This window comes from Massilia aurea (genome assembly GCF_024753205.1).
Classification (GTDB): domain Bacteria; phylum Pseudomonadota; class Gammaproteobacteria; order Burkholderiales; family Burkholderiaceae_D; genus Telluria; species Telluria aurea.
Window position 1 is genome coordinate 333605 of record NZ_JANUGZ010000004.1, and the last position, 16552, is coordinate 350156.

Consider the following 16552-nt stretch of genomic DNA (forward strand, 5'->3'; position numbering starts at 1 on the left):
TTGTCGTAGCTTTTAGAACTGCATGGACAGGCTCGCCACCATGGCGTGCTCGGTATAGGTGCCGCTGGTGGAGCCGGCCTCGGTGGTGAAGCGGCCAACGTTGCCGGTGCGGCGGCGCAGGTCAGCCGTGGCAAGCAGATCGCCAAAACGGCGGGAAATGCCAAGGCGCAGCGTGCGCTGCAGGTCTTCGTAGCCGCCCGAACGGGAGTCGCTCTTGTTGAAGTCGTAGCCGGCGATCAGGTTGGAACGGGAGCTGAGCCGATAGGTATAACTCGCGTCGAGGCCATGCTGGCGCACGTTATCGTTCAGATTGCTTTGCCCGACGCCCAGCAGCTGACTGTCGCTTTGCTGCGAGGACAAGGCGTTGCGGTCGTTGGCATACACCGAGACCACCGCGCTGCTGATCCCTTTGGTATAGGCCACCGATGCGCGCACCGACTTCTGGCGCATGAAGCGGTTGCTCAGGAAATTGACGCTGTCGCTCAGTGACGACGGCAGGCCATTGGCCTGGATATAGGCTGCCACGATGCGCTGGCGCTCGACCGGATCCGGGTAGGCCGTGGCAAACATGCTGTTGAGCAGCCCGGCCGTGTCGAGTGTCGACGGCATCAGGAATTGCTCGCGGGACGTCGTCACGATATCGTCGTAGCTGATATTCCAGCTCGTGTGACGCGAACGGTGCAGCGCCGACAGGGTGCCGGTGGTGCCATAGAAGTGACGTCCGAGCGTTGCCTGCACATTCGTGCGCAGCGAAGGCGACCAGGCAAAACCCAGCGACCAGTTGGCGCCCTGGTCACCACCGCCCATGCCTTCGTACTGGTAGCGGTCGTAGCCGGCATTGGCCAGCAGCGACCAGCGCGAGTTCAGCACATAGCGCAGATTGGCGGCCAGGTTTTCGTTGGTCGAGTCGCCATACTGGGCGCCGCCCAGTTCCTGCTTGACGTAGGTAAGGCCCCAGCCGACGGTCCGGAAGGATGCGCCGCTTGTGAGCGTTGCCTGGATGGTATCGCCCCCGGTATTGCTGTAGCCGAAGGCGTCACCGCCATCGACCGAGTCGCGCGTGTAGCGCAGCACGCCCGAGGCGAAGCTGCCGAAACGGTGCGTCAGATAGGGACTGATGCTCCAGGTGTCGATATCGGTACGGTTGCGATTCGAGTACAGGTCATTGCCCGTGCGCGGACCGAATGCCGAGAGGCTCTGTTGACCACGCGATGCCGTGGCCTCGACGAAGAACAGGTCGGAGAGCACCTCGCCTTTCAGATTGCCGCTGTAGGTGCGCTGGGTATTCGACGTATTGTCTACGGCGCCAATCACGCCGGAATCGCCAAGATTGCGCTTGTCGCTGTCGTGCAGGTAGGAAAACCCGTGCAGTTGGGCAGTGGCGTCGACGCTCAGGCGCCGGCTGCGATTGGCCACCATGATGCCCGGCGACACCTGAGTGATCAGGTCGCTGTGCGCGAACTGGTCTTCGGTGAGGTTGACGTTGTCGGTCCAGATTTCGCTGACCAGCAGAATTGGCGTAACGCGCCATTCGGCCTGCGCCGGGCAGGCGGCCAGCAGCATCGCTGCCGCCGCCAGGGGTGCCAGACGCGGCGCGCAGCGGCCTGCTCGCCCTTTAGCCATAGTGGTAATCATACGTTTCTTCAATGCCCGGAATATCCCTGGTCTTGTTGTAGAGGAGATTGACGTTGGCCATGCCTTCGAGCTGCTGCAGCGCTTCCTTGACCGCGTGCTGGGTCGTGGTCTGGGCTTCCACCACGACGATGATCTGGCCCATGTGGCTGGCCAGCACCCGCGATTCGCTGGTGAGCATCAATGGCGGCGAATCGAAGATGATGACACGGTCGGGATAACGGTGCGCGAGTTCATGCACCATCGCCGTCATGGTCGAGCTGGCCAGCAGCTCGGTTGCACGGGGGGTGCTGGTACCAGCCGGCAGGATCGACAGCGTATCGACGTTGGTGCGCAGCATGACGTCCGCCAGGTCGAGCTTGTCGTCGAGCAAGATGTCCATCAGACCGCGCTGGGCCGGCAGGCCGAGCGTGCGCAGCACCGAAGGGCGCGCCACGTCGGCATCGACCAGCAGCACCGTGTGATCGAGTTCCATCGCGATGCTCATCGCCAGGTTGATCGCGCTGTAGGTCTTGCCTTCGCCCGGAAGAGAACTGGTGACCATGATCAGATTGCCCGGATTATCTTTCGGGCCGCGCTCGATGAAGGCGCGCTTGAGCAGCGGGCGCTTGATGATCCGGAATTCTTCCAGCAGGTTCGTGCGGCCGCCGGCCGCGGTGACCATGCCCAGTTCGCGCATGCGCGCCAGGTCCAGTTCGATACGGCGGGTGCTCTGGCGGCCCGAAGGCGGGGCCACCGCCGGCGCAACTGCCGGGGCAGCTTCCAGCGAGACCGCTGGCGCAGCCGGGGCGGGTGGGCGCGCCGGGACATAGCCGGCATCAGGGGTGATGGGCTCTTGCGGATCCGCCACGATCACGGCGGCGGGGGTGGCAGCAGCGTTCTGACGCTGCTGGTCGATGCGGCTGGCCGCTTTTTCGATAATGCTCACATTTGCTCCTTGGTGGCCAACCGGCCTTACATCGTCGGGCGGATCATGATGGCGGCGACGCCGGCGCCGTACAGGCCGAACAGCAGCAGCACCGACGCAGCGAGGGCGAGCAGGCGGCGCTTGCGCAGCACCGTCTGTTCGGCGGTCCAGTTCATGCTGACCGAGCCCAGGATCGGCAGCCCCGTGACTTCACGCAGGGCGGCCTGGCTGAGGAAGGTCGGCCGCAGTTGGCTCAGCAGGAACGCACCGGCCAGGCCCGCAGCGAGGGCGGCCACGAAGACCAGCGAGAACAGCTGCATGCGGTTCGGGCCGCTTGGCGTGGCAGGCGCGGTTGGTGGATCGATGACGCGGAAGGTCAGCATGTCGGTGGCCGAGGACAGGTCGCCCGACAGCTTGGCCGACTCGCGGCTCGCCACCAGCTTCTGGTAGTTTTCGCGATTGACTTCGTAGTCGCGGTTCAGGCGCGCCAGTTGGGCTTCGATTTCAGGCACTTGCTCGCCCTGGCCACGCAGGCGACCGACGCGGCCGCTGTATTCGGCTACCCGCGCCTGCAGCGAGGCGACGCGTGCTTCGGCATCGGACAGTTGCACGGTCAGCTGCTGCAGCATCGGGCTGTAGCTGGCGCCAGGGTCCATGCTTGGCTTGGTGTTCTTGGCTGCATCGGCGCGGCGCTCGCGCAGTTGCTCGAGCAGGCGGCGATTGGCGACGATGTCCGGATGCTGTTCGGTGTACTGGGTGCGCAGCGTATCGAGCGTCTTGTTGACGTTGGCGATGCGTTCATCCAGCTCGGGATCGACGAAGATCGGCGCCGGGCGCTTGCCACTGCCGCCGCCCGAAATCTGGCGCCGGATCGCATTGCGTGCCTGCTCGGCCTCGGCCAGCTCCAGACGGGCCTGGCTCAGGCCTTCGTTGGTGGCGACCATGCGCGTGCCATAGTCGGCGCCTTCGCTTGGCAACATGCCGATGTGACGGATCTTGAATTCCTTCAGACTGTTCTCGGCAGCAGCCAGACGCTCTTCGTAGCTGCGGATCTGGTCGTCGATGAACTGTACTGCTTTTTCGGAATCCTGCTTCTTGTTGCCGAAGCTGCCTTCGACGAAGATGGTCAGGAAGGCCTGGACCACGTCCTTGCCTTCCCGGGCGCTGGTGCCGGTGTAGCTGATGGTATAGATGTCATCGCGCTCGGTACCGGCGATCTTGATGTTGGCCATCATGTCGTCGACCAGCTTGTTCATTTGCTTGGCGTCCGTGGCCTTGACATCGAGGTCGACCTCGCGCACCACGCGCTCGACGTTCGGGCGGCTGATCAGCGTGCGGCGCATGAACAGGACCTGCTGCTCCAGGTTCGGCAGCATGGTCATGCCCGACAGCAGTGGCTTGAGGATGCTCTGCGTGTCGACGTACACGCGCGCCGACGCCTCATACTGATTCGGCAGTTTGTAGACGACCAGCCAGCCGGCCAGTGCCACCACCCAGGCAATGATGACCGCGTGCCAGCGGTACTTGCCAATGGCTTTGAGGAGGTTAAGAATCTGGGAAGTAATTTCAGCCATCGTATCAGTCTCGCCGGTCAGGTCCCGGTCTGCAAAAACCAGGCTCACAAATAAACAAAGTGCATGATCGCTTGTACCCTGAGCAATTGCAATTGCAGGTTGGAAAATCCAGCGATTCTGGGTAAACGATACCGTCTGTTTGCAACAGTAGCGCAAACAGCCAAAGAAAAATCTTAAGTGAATTTCATTACAGGATGCTTAATTGTTGCATTATCGCAAACATTTAAGGAATCCGCTTGTTGTATTTTCTGGAATCATTGCGCTACGGCAGAGAGCGTGGCAGAGGTCACAAAAATGTTGCTGAAATTCAAAGGTCCTTATTGTAATGGCTAAAAAGCGAAAGGGGCCGTACGATTGCTTCTATCGTGCAACTACAACCAATGAGATCGTTTTGATGATGCGTAGAGTGTTTGTAAAGAAGCTTGCTGCCGTGACTCTGGCAGCGCTGGCGGGGAGTGGCATGGCGATGGCACGGGCGGTGGCGGCCACGTTGCCGCAGACGGTGGCTGCGGTCAAGCCGTCGATTGTCGGTATTGGCACCCAGATGCAGACGCGCAGCCCCGCCATCGTGTTCAGCGGTACCGGCTTCGTCGTCGGCGACGGCCTGAGTGTGATCACGAATGCGCACGTGGTGCCCAACGAGCTCGACGGCGCCAAGCTGGAAAAACTGGGGATCGTGGTGCCTGAGGGCGCCGGCGTGCGTTTCCGGGCAGCGCAACTCGTCGGGCTCGACCGCCAGCATGATCTGGCCCATTTGCGTATCGAGGGGACACCACTGCCGGCGTTGCGTCTTGGCAACGCAAGTATGGCAGCCGAAGGGCAGGCACTGGCGTTCACCGGTTTTCCGCTCGGGATGGTGCTGGGCCTGTATCCGGCCACCCACCGCGCGTTGCTCGCGGCAATTACACCGGTGATGCAGCCGTCGCTCAACGCGCGCAAGCTCGATGCGCGCGCCGTGGTGCAGTTGCAGCGCTCGCCGTTCAGCATTTACCAGCTCGATGGCACCGCGTATCCCGGCAACAGCGGCAGCCCGCTCTACGATCCCGAAACCGGGCAGGTGCTGGGTGTAATCAATATGGTGTTCGTGAAGGGCTTGAAAGAGACCGCCATCACGGCGCCAAGCGGCATTACGTATGCCATTCCGGTACGCCATGTCCAGGAACTGCTGGAGCGCTAGACTGTTGCTGTCATGCGCCTGACACGAGGTCGTGTTGAACTTGCAACAAGAAAGTATTTCAATTGTGCATGGCTTGTTCCCGCGGCGGTCTGCGCTACAATAGCGCAGGCCATGATGGCGAAATAACAATTATTGATTCGTACGGTAAACCATGCAGGCAGGTGGGTTACGGTGCGTGCGAGGGATGAACGCGATGATGACGAAACTGACGAAACACCTGGTCGCCGCTGGCGCGGCTGCCTGCATGCTGATTCTGGCTGGCTGCGCCACGCCGCTGCCGCCGAGCACCGCCGCCATGGCGCCGATCAATCCCGATTACCTGATCGGCCCTGGCGACAGTGTCAATATCATTGTCTGGCGCAATCCGGAAGTGTCGATGACGGTGCCGGTGCGTCCGGACGGCAAGATCACGACCCCGCTGGTCGAAGATCTGCCGGCAGCGGGCAAGACCTCGACCCAGCTGGCGCGCGACATCGAAGGTGCACTGGCCAAGTTCATCCAGCAGCCGGTCGTGACCGTGATCGTGACCAATTTCATTGGCAACTTCACCGACCAGATCCGCGTCATCGGCCAGGCAGCGCGTCCGCAAGCGTTGCCGTATCGCCGCGAGATGTCGGTGATGGATGTCGTCATTGCCGTTGGTGGCGTGACCGAATTTGCATCGGGTAACAAGGCCAGCATCATTCGCACGGTCGACGGCAAGCAAGAGAAAGTGCCGGTCCGCCTCGATGACCTGATCAAGGATGGCGATATCTCCGCCAACGTCATGATGCGTCCTGGCGACATCCTGGTCATTCCTGAGAGCTTCTTCTAAAAAGCGTGTCGATTATTCTTACACTGCTGCGGCTAAGCCCGTGCAATGCAGTGTAAAATCGTCCTTGACAAGCGTCTAAGTAGTTGTTTTAAGTAAGAATATTCCTACAGGAATTTTTAGGGCATGAAACTTGCTCTGTTACCTGTGTCGTAATTGAATTCGAGGACTAGCCGTGGCTAACGATCAGCAACAAAGCGGTAACGAGCCGCAACACCTTCCCATCCCTCCGGCGATGCCCCAGCATGGCGCCACGCGCCGGCGGCTGGCCAAAGCCGGCCTGGGCGCGGCGGGTGTGCTGATGACGCTTGAAAGCCACGCCACCTTGCAGAAAACCGGTTTCGTGTGCGAGTCGGCATCGGCCTTCCATTCGGCAGGCCTGAACAGTAACGTCGCCACCGAGCAGCGCTGCAATCCGCTGTCGCCGTCGAACTGGTGCCATGTCCAGCGCAGCTGGCCATGCAACAAGGCCAAGCGTTTCGCGGACGTGTTCAACTGCCGTGAAAAGCGCTTCGAAAAAACGTACTTCGCATGCACGATGGCCCAGGTCATGACCTCGACCTTCGACTCGCAATATGCCTACATCGGCAAGCACCTCTGCACGGCGTACCTGAACGTCATTTCGGGCCGCATCGATTTCCTCGACGTGCCGACGCTGCAGCGCATGTGGAACGAGCTCAAGACCACCGGCTTCTACAAGGTCAACGCGAACGTTTCCTGGAATATCCAGCAGGTAAGGAAATATCTTGTCGCTGTCCACGGCGAGTGAGCATGCCGGGGCCTGGCGTCGTCCGGGCCCTGCAGTTCTGCATTATCGCCAGTGGCAAGACGAGGTCGTCTTGTTCAACGAAGTATCCGGAGCAACCCACCTGCTGACCCCCGAAGCATTGGTCGTGCTGCAGCACATGGGCGCCGGGCCCACGCCCGAATCAGCCCTGGCAGCCATACTGCGTGAACGTTTCGAGGTCGACGACGCCACGCTGGCCCATGATGTCGCCGAGCTGCTCGAACAACTTTCCTGCCTGAATCTGATCGAACCATGCCTCTTGTAGCCGATCTGGGCCGTGCCGAGCTGGCGCGGCGCCTGGGCGGCCCGGGTCTGTTGCTGCGCACCGGACCGTTTGTCAGCCGAATCCAATCGAATATCTCCCTCGTCGCCGATGGCATCGGGTTGATGTATCGCGACAACCTGATCGAGGAACCGGGCGGCTTCGCCGATTTCCAGGTGCGCCTGCGCCAGAGCACCGGCCTGCGCCGCTGGTGGCATCCGCAGGTTCGCTTCGACCATGACGGCCGCGAGCCGTTCGCGCCGCTGCCGCTGGCGCAGGCCTGGCCGATGTTCGAATGGGTCATGAACTGGTGCGTCTCGAACCGCGCGCACCGCTACCTGATCGTGCACGCCGCCGTCATCGAGCGCAATGGCTGCGCGATCGTCCTGCCGGCGCCGCCCGGCTCGGGCAAGAGCACGCTGTGCGCCGCCCTGGTTTGCCGCGGCTGGCGCCTGCTGTCGGACGAATTGACACTGATCCGGCGCAGCGACGGCATGCTCGCGCCGCTGGCGCGCCCGGTTAGTCTCAAGAATGCCTCGATCGACGTGATCCGCGCGTTTGCGCCGGACGCCTTGCTTGGCCCGTCGGTACCCGGCACCAACAAGGGCACGATCGCGCACATGAAGGCGCCGGCCGGGAGCGTGGCGCAGGTCGGCAACGTTGCGCGCGCACGCCACATCGTGTTTCCCCGCTACGAGGCAGGCGCCGCGACCACGCTGACGCCCTTGTCCAAGGGGCAATTGTTCACCCGGGTGGCAGAGAATGCCTTCAATTATTTCGTGCTCGGTCCTGCCGGGTTCGATTGCCTGGCCGATCTGGTCGAGGGCGCTGATGGCCACGAGTTCTGCTACAGCCAGCTGGACGAAGCGATCGCGCTGTTCGACCGCCTGGCGGGAGTGCCGGCGTGACGCGGCGCCCGCCATCGCTGCTGGTCGAGGTGCTGTCCGCGCCAAGTCGGGTCCGGCTACTCGACCTGCCGGGCTGGGAGCGCTTGCTGCGCCAGGCCAACAGCGCCAATGTCGGCGCGATTCTGGTGTTTTTGCTTGAAGAGCATGACCTGCTCGACGATGTGCCGCCGCAGCCGCGCGAGCACCTGGAAGCGGCGCGCATCGTCGCACTGCGCCATCGGCGCCTGACCGGCTACGAGGTCGAGCGCATCCGCAGCGATCTGGCCCACCTTGGCTTGCCCCTGATTCTGCTCAAAGGCGCCGCGTATGCGATGGCCGGCTTGCCATCCGGCCGTGGCCGCCTGTTTTCGGATATCGACATCCTCGTGCCCAAGGACAGCCTGGACGACGTCGAAAGCGCGCTGATGGTGCATGGCTGGGCCAGCACCCATCACGACGCTTACGACCAACGGTATTACCGCACCTGGATGCACGAGTTGCCGCCGATGGTGCACCTGCGCCGCGGCAACGCCATCGACGTGCATCATGCGATCCTGCCCGAAACGGCGCCAGTACGGCCCGACCCGGCACTGCTGCGCGCGGCGGCGCGGCCGATTTCCGGCGACCTCGGGGCACTGGACGTGTGTACGTTGTCACCGCACGACATGTTTCTGCACAGCGCCGTGCACCTGTTCTTCGGCGGCGAATTCGACCAGGGATTACGCGACTTGTTCGACATGCATCGTCTGGCGACGCATTTTGGCGCTGAGCCGGGTTTCTGGGATGGCCTGGTGACGCGCGCCATCGCGCTCGAGCTTACCCGTCCCATGTTCTATGCGCTGCGCTACGCTACCCGCACGTTCGGCACACCGGTCCCGGCATCGGTCATGGCTGCCGCCGCAGCATTCGCACCCACCCGGCCCGTACTGGCGCTGATGGATGCATTGTTCGTACGCGCCCTGGTGCCGCCGCATCCCGACTGCGCAGCGCGCCTCGACGGCGCAGCCCATTTCGCCCTGTATGTGCGCGGAAATTGGCTCCGCATGCCTTTGGTGTTGCTTACGCGCCACTTGTTTCACAAGGCTTTCGTATCACCACGTGCCGCAGAGGCCGCTTGACCTGCTACTCTTTGCTGTGAGGGAAGTTGCGTAGTCACTCCACTAATTTAAATTCCATTTGTCAATAAAATTGGCATTGAGATAATTGTCGATGTTATGATGACTACATTGTCGTCGCTGCACGACGCGTCGATACCGCCAGGAGAACGTACATGATCGAGACATTAGCGCCAGCCATTCCGAGCACCGGGCTTGGTGGCGATGACTCAGCCCAGGATGACAATCCGAGCATCATTGACGTCACCATCAACGAACGCGTATTCGGGATTCGCGCTGCCGACATCGATACCCAGCGCAATTCCGCAAGCATGCTTATCAGCAAGATGTATGCGTGGCGCGGCTACAGTGGCAATCACCAGATCGGTAACGATCCCAACCGCATTACACTGACCGCATCGGACCGTGGCCAGGTCTTCGGCACGCTGAGCCTGGGTCTGGATTCCGATATCGGCCTGTTGGCGGACCAGGTATTCGCCGACTACATCGACACCCAGCGCGGGACCGGCAAGGTCTGCGAAATCATCAAGCTGGCCGTTGATCCGGCCATCAAGTCGAAGGCCGTACTCGCCTCGCTGTTTCACGTGGCCCTCATCTATGCGCGCGACCTGAATCATTGCAGCCACATCTTCATCGAGGTCAATCCGCGTCATCGCCGTTTTTATGAAGCCATGCTCGGCTTCCAGACCGTCTGCGAATCACGGCCTAATCCCCGCGTGCAGGCGCCAGCGGTGCTGCTCAGCGCAGCCACGGCCTTCGGTACCGAGCAGGTTGCCAAATGGGGCGGCATGCAGGACAAGGCGGTCGGCGAACGCTCGCTGTTTCCATGGTTCTTTTCGCAGCGCGAAGAAGCCGGCATCATCAATCGCTTGCGAGCACTCGGCTAAGCGGGGCTCCCGGGGCGAATGCGCCCCATCTTTCCCCTTTGCATTTCTGCTTGCCTGCCTGGCAGGAACGTCCTATATTCAGCGCTTCTTGTATATCCAGTGAGGATGCGCCATGACGACAGGTAAGACCAGGGACGAAATCGCCGAAGCCTATTCCTCCGAACCGTGGTGGTACGACCTGCGCGGCTTCTTCATTCTGACCTTTGCCTACAACAGCACGATCGGCACCCAGATGCGGTTCTTCGGGCCGAACTTCGGTCCCGACCACCTGGAAGTGGCATGCGGTACCGGAACGCTGCTTGAAATGGTGCTGAACTGGCGCCGTCGCCGCAAGCTCCCACAAGTGAAGGTGACTGGCATCGACTATGCGCCCTCGATGCTGGCCGGCGCCAAGCGCCGCTTTGCCAACAATCCACAAGTTCAGGTACAGCACGCCGATGCGGCCCAGCTGCCGTTCGCCGACAACCGCTTCGACACGGCCAATATCGCCAACTCAATCCACTGCTTCCCGACGATCGACGGCGCGCTGCGGGATATTCTGCGTGTGCTCAAGCCAGGGGGGATGATGGCGGCAAATGTTCTGCTGTACCCAACCGGATTTGCACCACTGCGCTGGGCTGCGCAAAAAATCAACGACTGGGGCATCCGCAAGGGCATTCTGTACAGCCCGTTCCACGTGGAAGAGCTGCGCGCCAAAATGTTGGAAGCAGGTTACGAGATTTATTCGGAATTTACTTCCGGAAACACATGGAATGTGGTGGTGCGTAAACCTGTGTAGGCCTACTCCGACAGCAGCGTTTTTCGCGCGTAAATATGCTGTCGGTATTTTTTACAGTGATGTTTGATCTTGATCAATACGAATTGTTAAGTGTTTGATTTAAAACAAATCTCTTGAGCTGGCACGATGGTTGCTTATATAGCCTCGTGAGCAGTACCCATACAACCCAGGAGATTTACGAAATGAACGCCTTCAAGAAAACCATCGTCGCCGCATCGATCGCAGCTGCAACCATCTTCAGCGGTACTGCCGCAGCAGCTCCTTTCAATTCGTTCACCGTCGATCCAGTCGGTCCACAGGCAAACTTCGTTGCTGACAAGATCACCGGTAACTACACCGAAACCGCGACCTTCAACCAAGATGGTACGTTCAACGTCTCGCTGGTGTGGACTGCTGGCCAGTTCGTCGGCAACGGTGGCAACACCGCGTACGAAGCTTTCCAGACCGGCCTGGGCGCAAACTACGGCCTGTTCGCTAACTACTCGGCAAGCGGCACCTACTCGGTAAGCGGCTCGACCACCACGTTCAACTTCCAGCCAGGCACCGGTAGCCTGGACCTGTTCATGGACACCACGCTGGGCGTCGCAGGCGGCAACGTCCTGCTGGGCTCGGGCAACCCAATGGCTGGCCAGGGCACGCTGAACCCAATGCTGAGCACCTGCTCGAGCCCAAGCAATCCAACCGGCAACGGCATCAACTGCGGCAGCTTCGGTGCATCGAGCTCGTTCGCACTGACCGCAGCTGGCAGCGATTTCTTCATCCTGCCTAACCCGTTCTACTCGATGTCGTTCCAGTCGGGCCAGCTGAACAACTTCACGCCATCGGGCACCCAGACCATCAACGGTTCGCTGGACGTCGTGTTCGAAAACGCAGCTGAAGTGCCAGAGCCAGCATCGGTTGGCCTGCTGGGCCTGGGCATGCTGGGTCTGTACGCAGCACGTCGCCGCAACAAGAAAGCTGCCTAAGAACCACGGGCCTGCCGCGCAGGCCCTGTTCTCAAGCAAGAAAAAAACCACTGTCGGTAACGACAGTGGTTTTTTTCATTGCCCGATTCGTCGGCGGCATGCGCAGACGCGCCAGTCGCTCAGCGGCCGGCAGCCGCCATACGTGCAAACTGGCGCCGGCCGATCGCGATTGCCAGACGCTGGATCGGATGCCGGTTGCCGCCCGGCCGCCAAGTGCGCTTGAGCTTGTTGCGGTAGGCGTCGAACTGCATGCCCCACGGCGCTGCCAGCACATCGCCGCGGCCCAGCAGGATCTTGAGCGACTCCGTGGCGATGATGCCGGCGCACAGCTGACAAGCCATGAAGGTGGATGGACCACGCCGCTCGGCAAAGTTCACCGAGCCCGGCACCATCAGGTAGTTGCGGTGCAGGCCGGCCGGCGCCAGGCCGACCACGAAGCGGATCGCTTTTTCCTGCTCTGGCAAATCGCCCCAGCCGAAATATTCCTCGAACGTCATCTTGCCCGGCATGAAGTTGAGCAGGGCCGCGCCCATGCCCAGTGGTGCTGCGGTAGTGGCCGGGATACCAAGCCGTGCACAGGCGGCAAATGTCTGCTGGCGCGCATCGAAGGCGAAGAAGTCGAGCGCATCGACGTACAGGTCGACGCCGGCCAGGAACGCGTCAAGATTGTCGGCATGGACGCCTTCGGGAAAGATCTTGATGTCGATGTCGGGATTGATGTCGCGCGCCATGCGCGCCAGCACGTCGGCCTTGGGCTGGCCGACAGTCGACATCATCGCGCCCACCTGGCGGTTAAAGTTGGGAATGTCGAACGTATCGAAGTCGGCAATATGAAAATGCGTCACGCCCAGGCGTGCCAGCGTCAGCAGGTGCACACCGCCGACGCCGCCGCCGCCCGCGATGGCAATGCGCTTGCCGCGTAACTGCTGCTGTTCGGCAGGCGTGACCCAGCCAATATTGCGTGAAAACGCCTGTTCGTACTGAAACGGATTGCTCATCGGGGACATTGCGAAAAGGTAGGGACGAGATGGCGGGCGCCGCAGGCAGGGCAGGGCGCGTACCGGCGATGCAGGTGCTTACGCGGGATGTGACTCATCCATGCGCAGCAGGCGGTTGATGATACCGCGTTCCTCGCGGGGCGAGAAGAAGTATGGGTAGAACGAGCGCTCTTCGGTTTCGCCATCAGCCGCAAACGTGCCGCCAAAAATGCTGATCTGCTCGGTAACGTATTTGAGGTTCACGCGCAGCAGGTAGGCTGGCGCATCCACGCGCGTGTTGATCTTGAGCTCGCCCTCTTTGCGAAACCCCAGCATGCGTTCGTAGAAGCGGCGGTGGCGCGGGTTGACCTCGATGATGATGTCGGTGCAGCCATGCATGTCACGGGCGTAGATGACGGCCAGATGAAACACGTTGGCCAGTGCGGTTTTCGAGCGTACCGACGGGTCGAAAGCGAATTTGGTGAACTCGCACAGGCGCGCGCCATTGGCGCGGTGCGCGTCGAGTTCGGCGCCAAAGACCTCGTCGGCCATCAGTCCCACCTCGGAATCGATCCCGATGCTGAGGGTGCCGACCACGTCGCCCTTGTCGGTGGCGGTCAGCGTGATGCGATTGGGGTCGTTGCTCGGCTGGTGATCTCCGGAGTAGCCGCGCCAGGCATACATCCTGTTGATCAGCATGCTGGCCGAGTTACGGCCGTCCGAGGTATCGGTAAGCCGGATTCCGTATGAATCGTCGTTCACGATAAACATCCTTATTTATGTCATGACATCTTATCTCGGCATCAATAAATTGAGCGTTCGATAGGATGAATAAATATCACTGCCAGGATGCCGTATGCACCGGTAAACCAGGCCGCCACACACTGTGTGATAGCGTGCGGCGGCATGCCACATTACAGCGTCTTGAGCAGCGCGCGTGCTTCATCGGCTTGCGCGAACGGTGTGTTCGCTGCCAGCAGCTTGTCCAGCTCGCGCTTGGCGCCGGCCTTGTCGCCACTCTTGTTCAGCGCCTGTGCCAGGTGATAACGAATCTCCATGGCATTCGGCGCCTGGGTGCTGGCTTTTTGCAGCAGCGGCAGGCCACGTGCGACATTGCCCTGTTCAACCAGCATCCAGCCCAGCGTGTCCATCACCCCCGGATTGTCGCCGGCGACCTTCAACGCCTGCTCGGCAGTTGCCAGCGCGCGGGGATCCTTCACCTGCTGGTAAGCCCAGGCCAGATTGTTCAGCACCAGCGGGTTGCCCGGGGCCGCCTTCTGGACGGATTCCAGACGGACGATCGCCGCCTTGTAGTCCTTGTCCGCCATATTGATTTCGGAAACCATCAGCGCCATGCGTGCATCGCCCGGGTTCTGGGCCAGCCACTTCTCGGCGCGCGCCAGTGCTTCCTTGCTCTTGCCGCCCGCCTGCATTGCCTGCACCACCTTGGCGTTCAGTTCCGACGACGGCGTCAGCGCCACGGCTTTTTCATACGCCTGCAAGGCAGGTGCGCTCTTTTGCTGGCTCATCAGGATGTCGCCTTCGAGCACGAAGCCAAGCGGCGCCTTCGGTGCGGCCTCTTGCACCTGGCGCGCCGCTGCCAGCGCATCGTCCGGACGCTTGGCGCGCATTGCTGCGTCCACCTGCATCAGACGCGCCGGCATGAAATCAGGCTGCAGGTCGACCGCGCGCTTGATGTGGCCGGCGGCTGCGCTATCGTTCTTGAGCAGGCGTTGCACCTCCGCCAGACGAATCTGGGCCGGCGCCGATTTCGGCAGCACATTGGCCAGCTTGCTGTAAGTGTCGAGCGCACCGTTCAGATCCTTGCTGGCGATTTGCGACTGGCCCAGCAGTTCAAGCACGCCGGCATCGGTCGGGTTCGTGGTCTGGAACTTGCGGGCCAGCGCCAGCGCTTTTGGCGCCTGGTCGGTGCGCAGGTAGTGCGCGCCCAGCTTCAGTGCCGGGGCCGTTGCCTCCGGATTGGCCGTGCTGGCTTTTTCGAACCAGGTGGTGGCTTCGGCCGTGTTCTTCTGCAGCAGCGCCAGTTCACCCAATGCCGCCATCGCGTCGGCATTGTTCTTGTCTTTCTCGAGGAAGGCCGTGAAGCGCGCCTTGGCAGCGTCCGGCTTTTTCTCCTGCATGTCCAGGCGCGCCAGATTGGTCACGGCAGGCAGGAACGTCGGCTGCAACTGCACGGCTTTCTCGAACGCCGCACGTGCTGGCGCGTTCTTGCCCTGGACCATGTACACGGCGCCCTTGAGCTGCTGCACCTGCGCGCTGTCCGGCTGCTGCTTTTCAAGCGACGCCACGGCGGCCTCGGCCCGGTCGTAGCGCTTCATGCCCATCTCGGTCTGCACCAGTGCCATCGTGGCCTGGAGCGATTTCGGATCGAGCGTGGCAGCCGCTTCGAGTTCGCTCAGGCCACGGGCCTGGTCACCCTGCGCCAGACGCGACAGGCCAAGCGAGGTGCGTACGGCGGCAGCTTGCGGCGCCAGCGTGGCAGCCTGCTGGAGGTAACTGCTGGCCTTGTCGAAGTCGCGCACCTGCATGTACGACTCACCCGCCAGGGCCAGCAGTTGCGCGTCCTGCGGCGCATCCTTCAGGGCTGGCGCCAGGGTTGCTGCGGCATCGGCTGGCTGCGAATTGCGCAGTTGTGCCTGGGCCAGCAGCTTGCGTGCGTAGACATTGTTCGGATTGCTTTGCAGGTATTTGCGCAGATGCTGCTCAGCCTGCTGGGTACCGCCAAGATTCAGCTCGGATGCGCCGGCCAGCAGGATGCTCGGCTGGTGATCAGGCGCGATCTTGAGGATTTTTGCCAGCGCGTCTTTCGCTGCAGAGTATTTACCTTGCGAGAACTCGTACAGGCCACGGGTGTACACCACCAGCAGGCTGCCCGGCGAATTCTTTTCCGCTGCTTCGACTTCGACCTTGGCCGCGTCGAACTTGCCGCGGGCGATCTCGACGTACGCCTTTTCAATATGGGCGCCACGGTGATCCGGCTTGAGCTTGAGCGCCTGGTCATACGCCGCCAGGGCTTCGTCGGGCTTGTTCATCATGCGCAGCATCGAGCCGCGCATCATGTAGGCTTCGGGATTCTTTGGATCCTTGGCCACAGCCTCCTCGACGTAGCGCGCGGCTGCATCGCGGTCGCCTTTTGCGGCGGCAATGCGCGCCATGCCCATCAGCGCCTCGCCCGAATTTGCATTGGCCGCCAGTGCGGCGGTGTAGGCCTGCTGCGCTTCGTCCGGCTTGCCGCTGCCCAGCAGCGCGTCGGCGCGCAGGCTCAGCAGTGGCGCGGAGCCAGCCGCCGCTTCCGGCGTGATCTCGGTCAGCACTTCCTTGAACTTGCCTTGCTGCGTCATGGCCTGGCCGAGCAGCGGCAGAACGCGCGCCGCCGGGATGCCCAGTGAACGGGCGCGGCCGAATTCTTTTTCAGCCGACACGGCGTCGCCGGTCGACAATTGCAGGGTGCCCAGCGCCATGCGCGCTTCGCCATTTTCCGGGCTGTTTGCCACGGCATTTTTCAACTGGATCAGCGCCGCCTTGATATCGCCTTTTTGTTGATACTGCGTGGCTTCGGCCAGCAGGGTCTCGGTCGACTGGGTGCGGTTGCAGCCGGACAAACCGGCGGCCAGGATGGCGCCGGACAGCAGGGCGGTAAGAGTAAGCTTGGTTGCGTGGCGCGACATGTGGGATTCCTCAGGCAATGGAGTTCGTTGTTTCGCCAGATAGCGAAATTCCTCAACAACAAATAATACCTGAAGGAACAGCGTCGCCAACGTGCAAACGGATG

At 61.7% G+C, this 16552-nt stretch carries 15 protein-coding genes; 9 read left to right on the plus strand and 6 right to left on the minus strand.

The window, feature by feature from the left end; genetic code table 11:
• Positions 1-12: 12 nt before the first annotated feature.
• The 3 genes from NX775_RS16580 to NX775_RS16590 are packed head-to-tail and all read right to left on the minus strand — an operon-like array spanning position 13 to position 4113.
• Positions 13-1635, minus strand: a complete 1623-nt coding sequence (locus NX775_RS16580) for a TIGR03016 family PEP-CTERM system-associated outer membrane protein (RefSeq protein ID WP_258837004.1) — start codon at positions 1633-1635, stop codon at positions 13-15.
• Complete coding sequence (locus NX775_RS16585) at positions 1616-2560, minus strand: XrtA-associated tyrosine autokinase (protein WP_258837005.1); 945 nt, start codon at positions 2558-2560, stop codon at positions 1616-1618. The genes NX775_RS16580 and NX775_RS16585 overlap by 20 nt, the downstream gene beginning before the upstream one ends.
• 26 nt (positions 2561-2586) lie before the next feature.
• Positions 2587-4113 carry an XrtA system polysaccharide chain length determinant gene (locus NX775_RS16590; protein ID WP_258837006.1) on the minus strand — a complete coding sequence of 509 codons (1527 nt, stop codon included), beginning with the start codon at positions 4111-4113 and terminating at the stop codon, positions 2587-2589.
• 430 nt (positions 4114-4543) lie between these two features.
• On the opposite strand from NX775_RS16590, the gene NX775_RS16595 reads away from it, so the two are divergent.
• From NX775_RS16595 to pepA, 9 genes are all read left to right on the plus strand, one after another.
• Entirely contained in the window at positions 4544-5290 is a 747-nt protein-coding gene (locus tag NX775_RS16595) for a S1 family peptidase (protein ID WP_343828440.1), read from the plus strand.
• A 193-nt stretch (positions 5291-5483) separates the two neighbouring features.
• Entirely contained in the window at positions 5484-6104 is a 621-nt protein-coding gene (locus NX775_RS16600; protein WP_370660595.1) for an XrtA/PEP-CTERM system exopolysaccharide export protein, read from the plus strand.
• Between the two features lie 172 nt (positions 6105-6276).
• Positions 6277-6870: a hypothetical protein gene (locus tag NX775_RS16605; protein ID WP_258837008.1), complete on the plus strand. Its 594-nt coding sequence runs from the start codon at positions 6277-6279 to the stop codon at positions 6868-6870.
• Positions 6848-7153: an HPr-rel-A system PqqD family peptide chaperone gene (locus tag NX775_RS16610; RefSeq protein ID WP_258837009.1), complete on the plus strand. Its 306-nt coding sequence runs from the start codon at positions 6848-6850 to the stop codon at positions 7151-7153. The genes NX775_RS16605 and NX775_RS16610 overlap by 23 nt, the downstream gene beginning before the upstream one ends.
• The gene (locus NX775_RS16615) at positions 7141-8058 is read left to right on the plus strand and encodes an HprK-related kinase A (protein ID WP_258837010.1); all 918 of its coding nucleotides are present in this window, start codon (positions 7141-7143) and stop codon (positions 8056-8058) included. The genes NX775_RS16610 and NX775_RS16615 overlap by 13 nt, the downstream gene beginning before the upstream one ends.
• Complete coding sequence (locus tag NX775_RS16620; protein ID WP_258837011.1) at positions 8055-9155, plus strand: nucleotidyltransferase domain-containing protein; 1101 nt, start codon at positions 8055-8057, stop codon at positions 9153-9155. The genes NX775_RS16615 and NX775_RS16620 overlap by 4 nt, the downstream gene beginning before the upstream one ends.
• A gap of 152 nt (positions 9156-9307) precedes the next feature.
• Positions 9308-10039, plus strand: coding sequence for a GNAT family N-acetyltransferase (locus tag NX775_RS16625; RefSeq protein ID WP_258837012.1), 732 nt, complete (start codon positions 9308-9310; stop codon positions 10037-10039).
• A gap of 112 nt (positions 10040-10151) precedes the next feature.
• The gene (locus NX775_RS16630) at positions 10152-10817 is read left to right on the plus strand and encodes a class I SAM-dependent methyltransferase (protein WP_258837013.1); all 666 of its coding nucleotides are present in this window, start codon (positions 10152-10154) and stop codon (positions 10815-10817) included.
• 182 nt (positions 10818-10999) lie between these two features.
• The gene (gene pepA / locus NX775_RS16635) at positions 11000-11782 is read left to right on the plus strand and encodes a flocculation-associated PEP-CTERM protein PepA (protein WP_258837014.1); all 783 of its coding nucleotides are present in this window, start codon (positions 11000-11002) and stop codon (positions 11780-11782) included.
• Between the two features lie 119 nt (positions 11783-11901).
• Here the strand turns inward: pepA and NX775_RS16640 are convergent, their stop codons facing one another.
• The 3 genes from NX775_RS16640 to prsT form a co-directional block, all read right to left on the minus strand.
• Entirely contained in the window at positions 11902-12780 is an 879-nt protein-coding gene (locus NX775_RS16640) for a ThiF family adenylyltransferase (RefSeq protein WP_258837015.1), read from the minus strand.
• A 78-nt stretch (positions 12781-12858) separates the two neighbouring features.
• Positions 12859-13530 carry a GNAT family N-acetyltransferase gene (locus tag NX775_RS16645; RefSeq protein ID WP_258837016.1) on the minus strand — a complete coding sequence of 224 codons (672 nt, stop codon included), beginning with the start codon at positions 13528-13530 and terminating at the stop codon, positions 12859-12861.
• 143 nt (positions 13531-13673) lie between these two features.
• Complete coding sequence (gene prsT / locus NX775_RS16650; RefSeq protein WP_258837017.1) at positions 13674-16448, minus strand: XrtA/PEP-CTERM system TPR-repeat protein PrsT; 2775 nt, start codon at positions 16446-16448, stop codon at positions 13674-13676.
• Positions 16449-16552: the final 104 nt, after the last annotated feature.

Coding starts and splice junctions, on each gene's coding strand:
- prsT (WP_258837017.1), bottom strand. CDS start 16,448: ATGTCGCGCCACGCAACCAAGCTTACTCTTACCGCCCTGCTGTCCGGC.
- NX775_RS16590 (WP_258837006.1), bottom strand. CDS start 4,113: ATGGCTGAAATTACTTCCCAGATTCTTAACCTCCTCAAAGCCATTGGC.
- NX775_RS16600 (WP_370660595.1), top strand. CDS start 5,484: ATGATGACGAAACTGACGAAACACCTGGTCGCCGCTGGCGCGGCTGCC.
- NX775_RS16645 (WP_258837016.1), bottom strand. CDS start 13,530: ATGTTTATCGTGAACGACGATTCATACGGAATCCGGCTTACCGATACC.
- pepA (WP_258837014.1), top strand. CDS start 11,000: ATGAACGCCTTCAAGAAAACCATCGTCGCCGCATCGATCGCAGCTGCA.
- NX775_RS16630 (WP_258837013.1), top strand. CDS start 10,152: ATGACGACAGGTAAGACCAGGGACGAAATCGCCGAAGCCTATTCCTCC.
- NX775_RS16615 (WP_258837010.1), top strand. CDS start 7,141: ATGCCTCTTGTAGCCGATCTGGGCCGTGCCGAGCTGGCGCGGCGCCTG.
- NX775_RS16640 (WP_258837015.1), bottom strand. CDS start 12,780: ATGAGCAATCCGTTTCAGTACGAACAGGCGTTTTCACGCAATATTGGC.
- NX775_RS16580 (WP_258837004.1), bottom strand. CDS start 1,635: ATGATTACCACTATGGCTAAAGGGCGAGCAGGCCGCTGCGCGCCGCGT.
- NX775_RS16625 (WP_258837012.1), top strand. CDS start 9,308: ATGATCGAGACATTAGCGCCAGCCATTCCGAGCACCGGGCTTGGTGGC.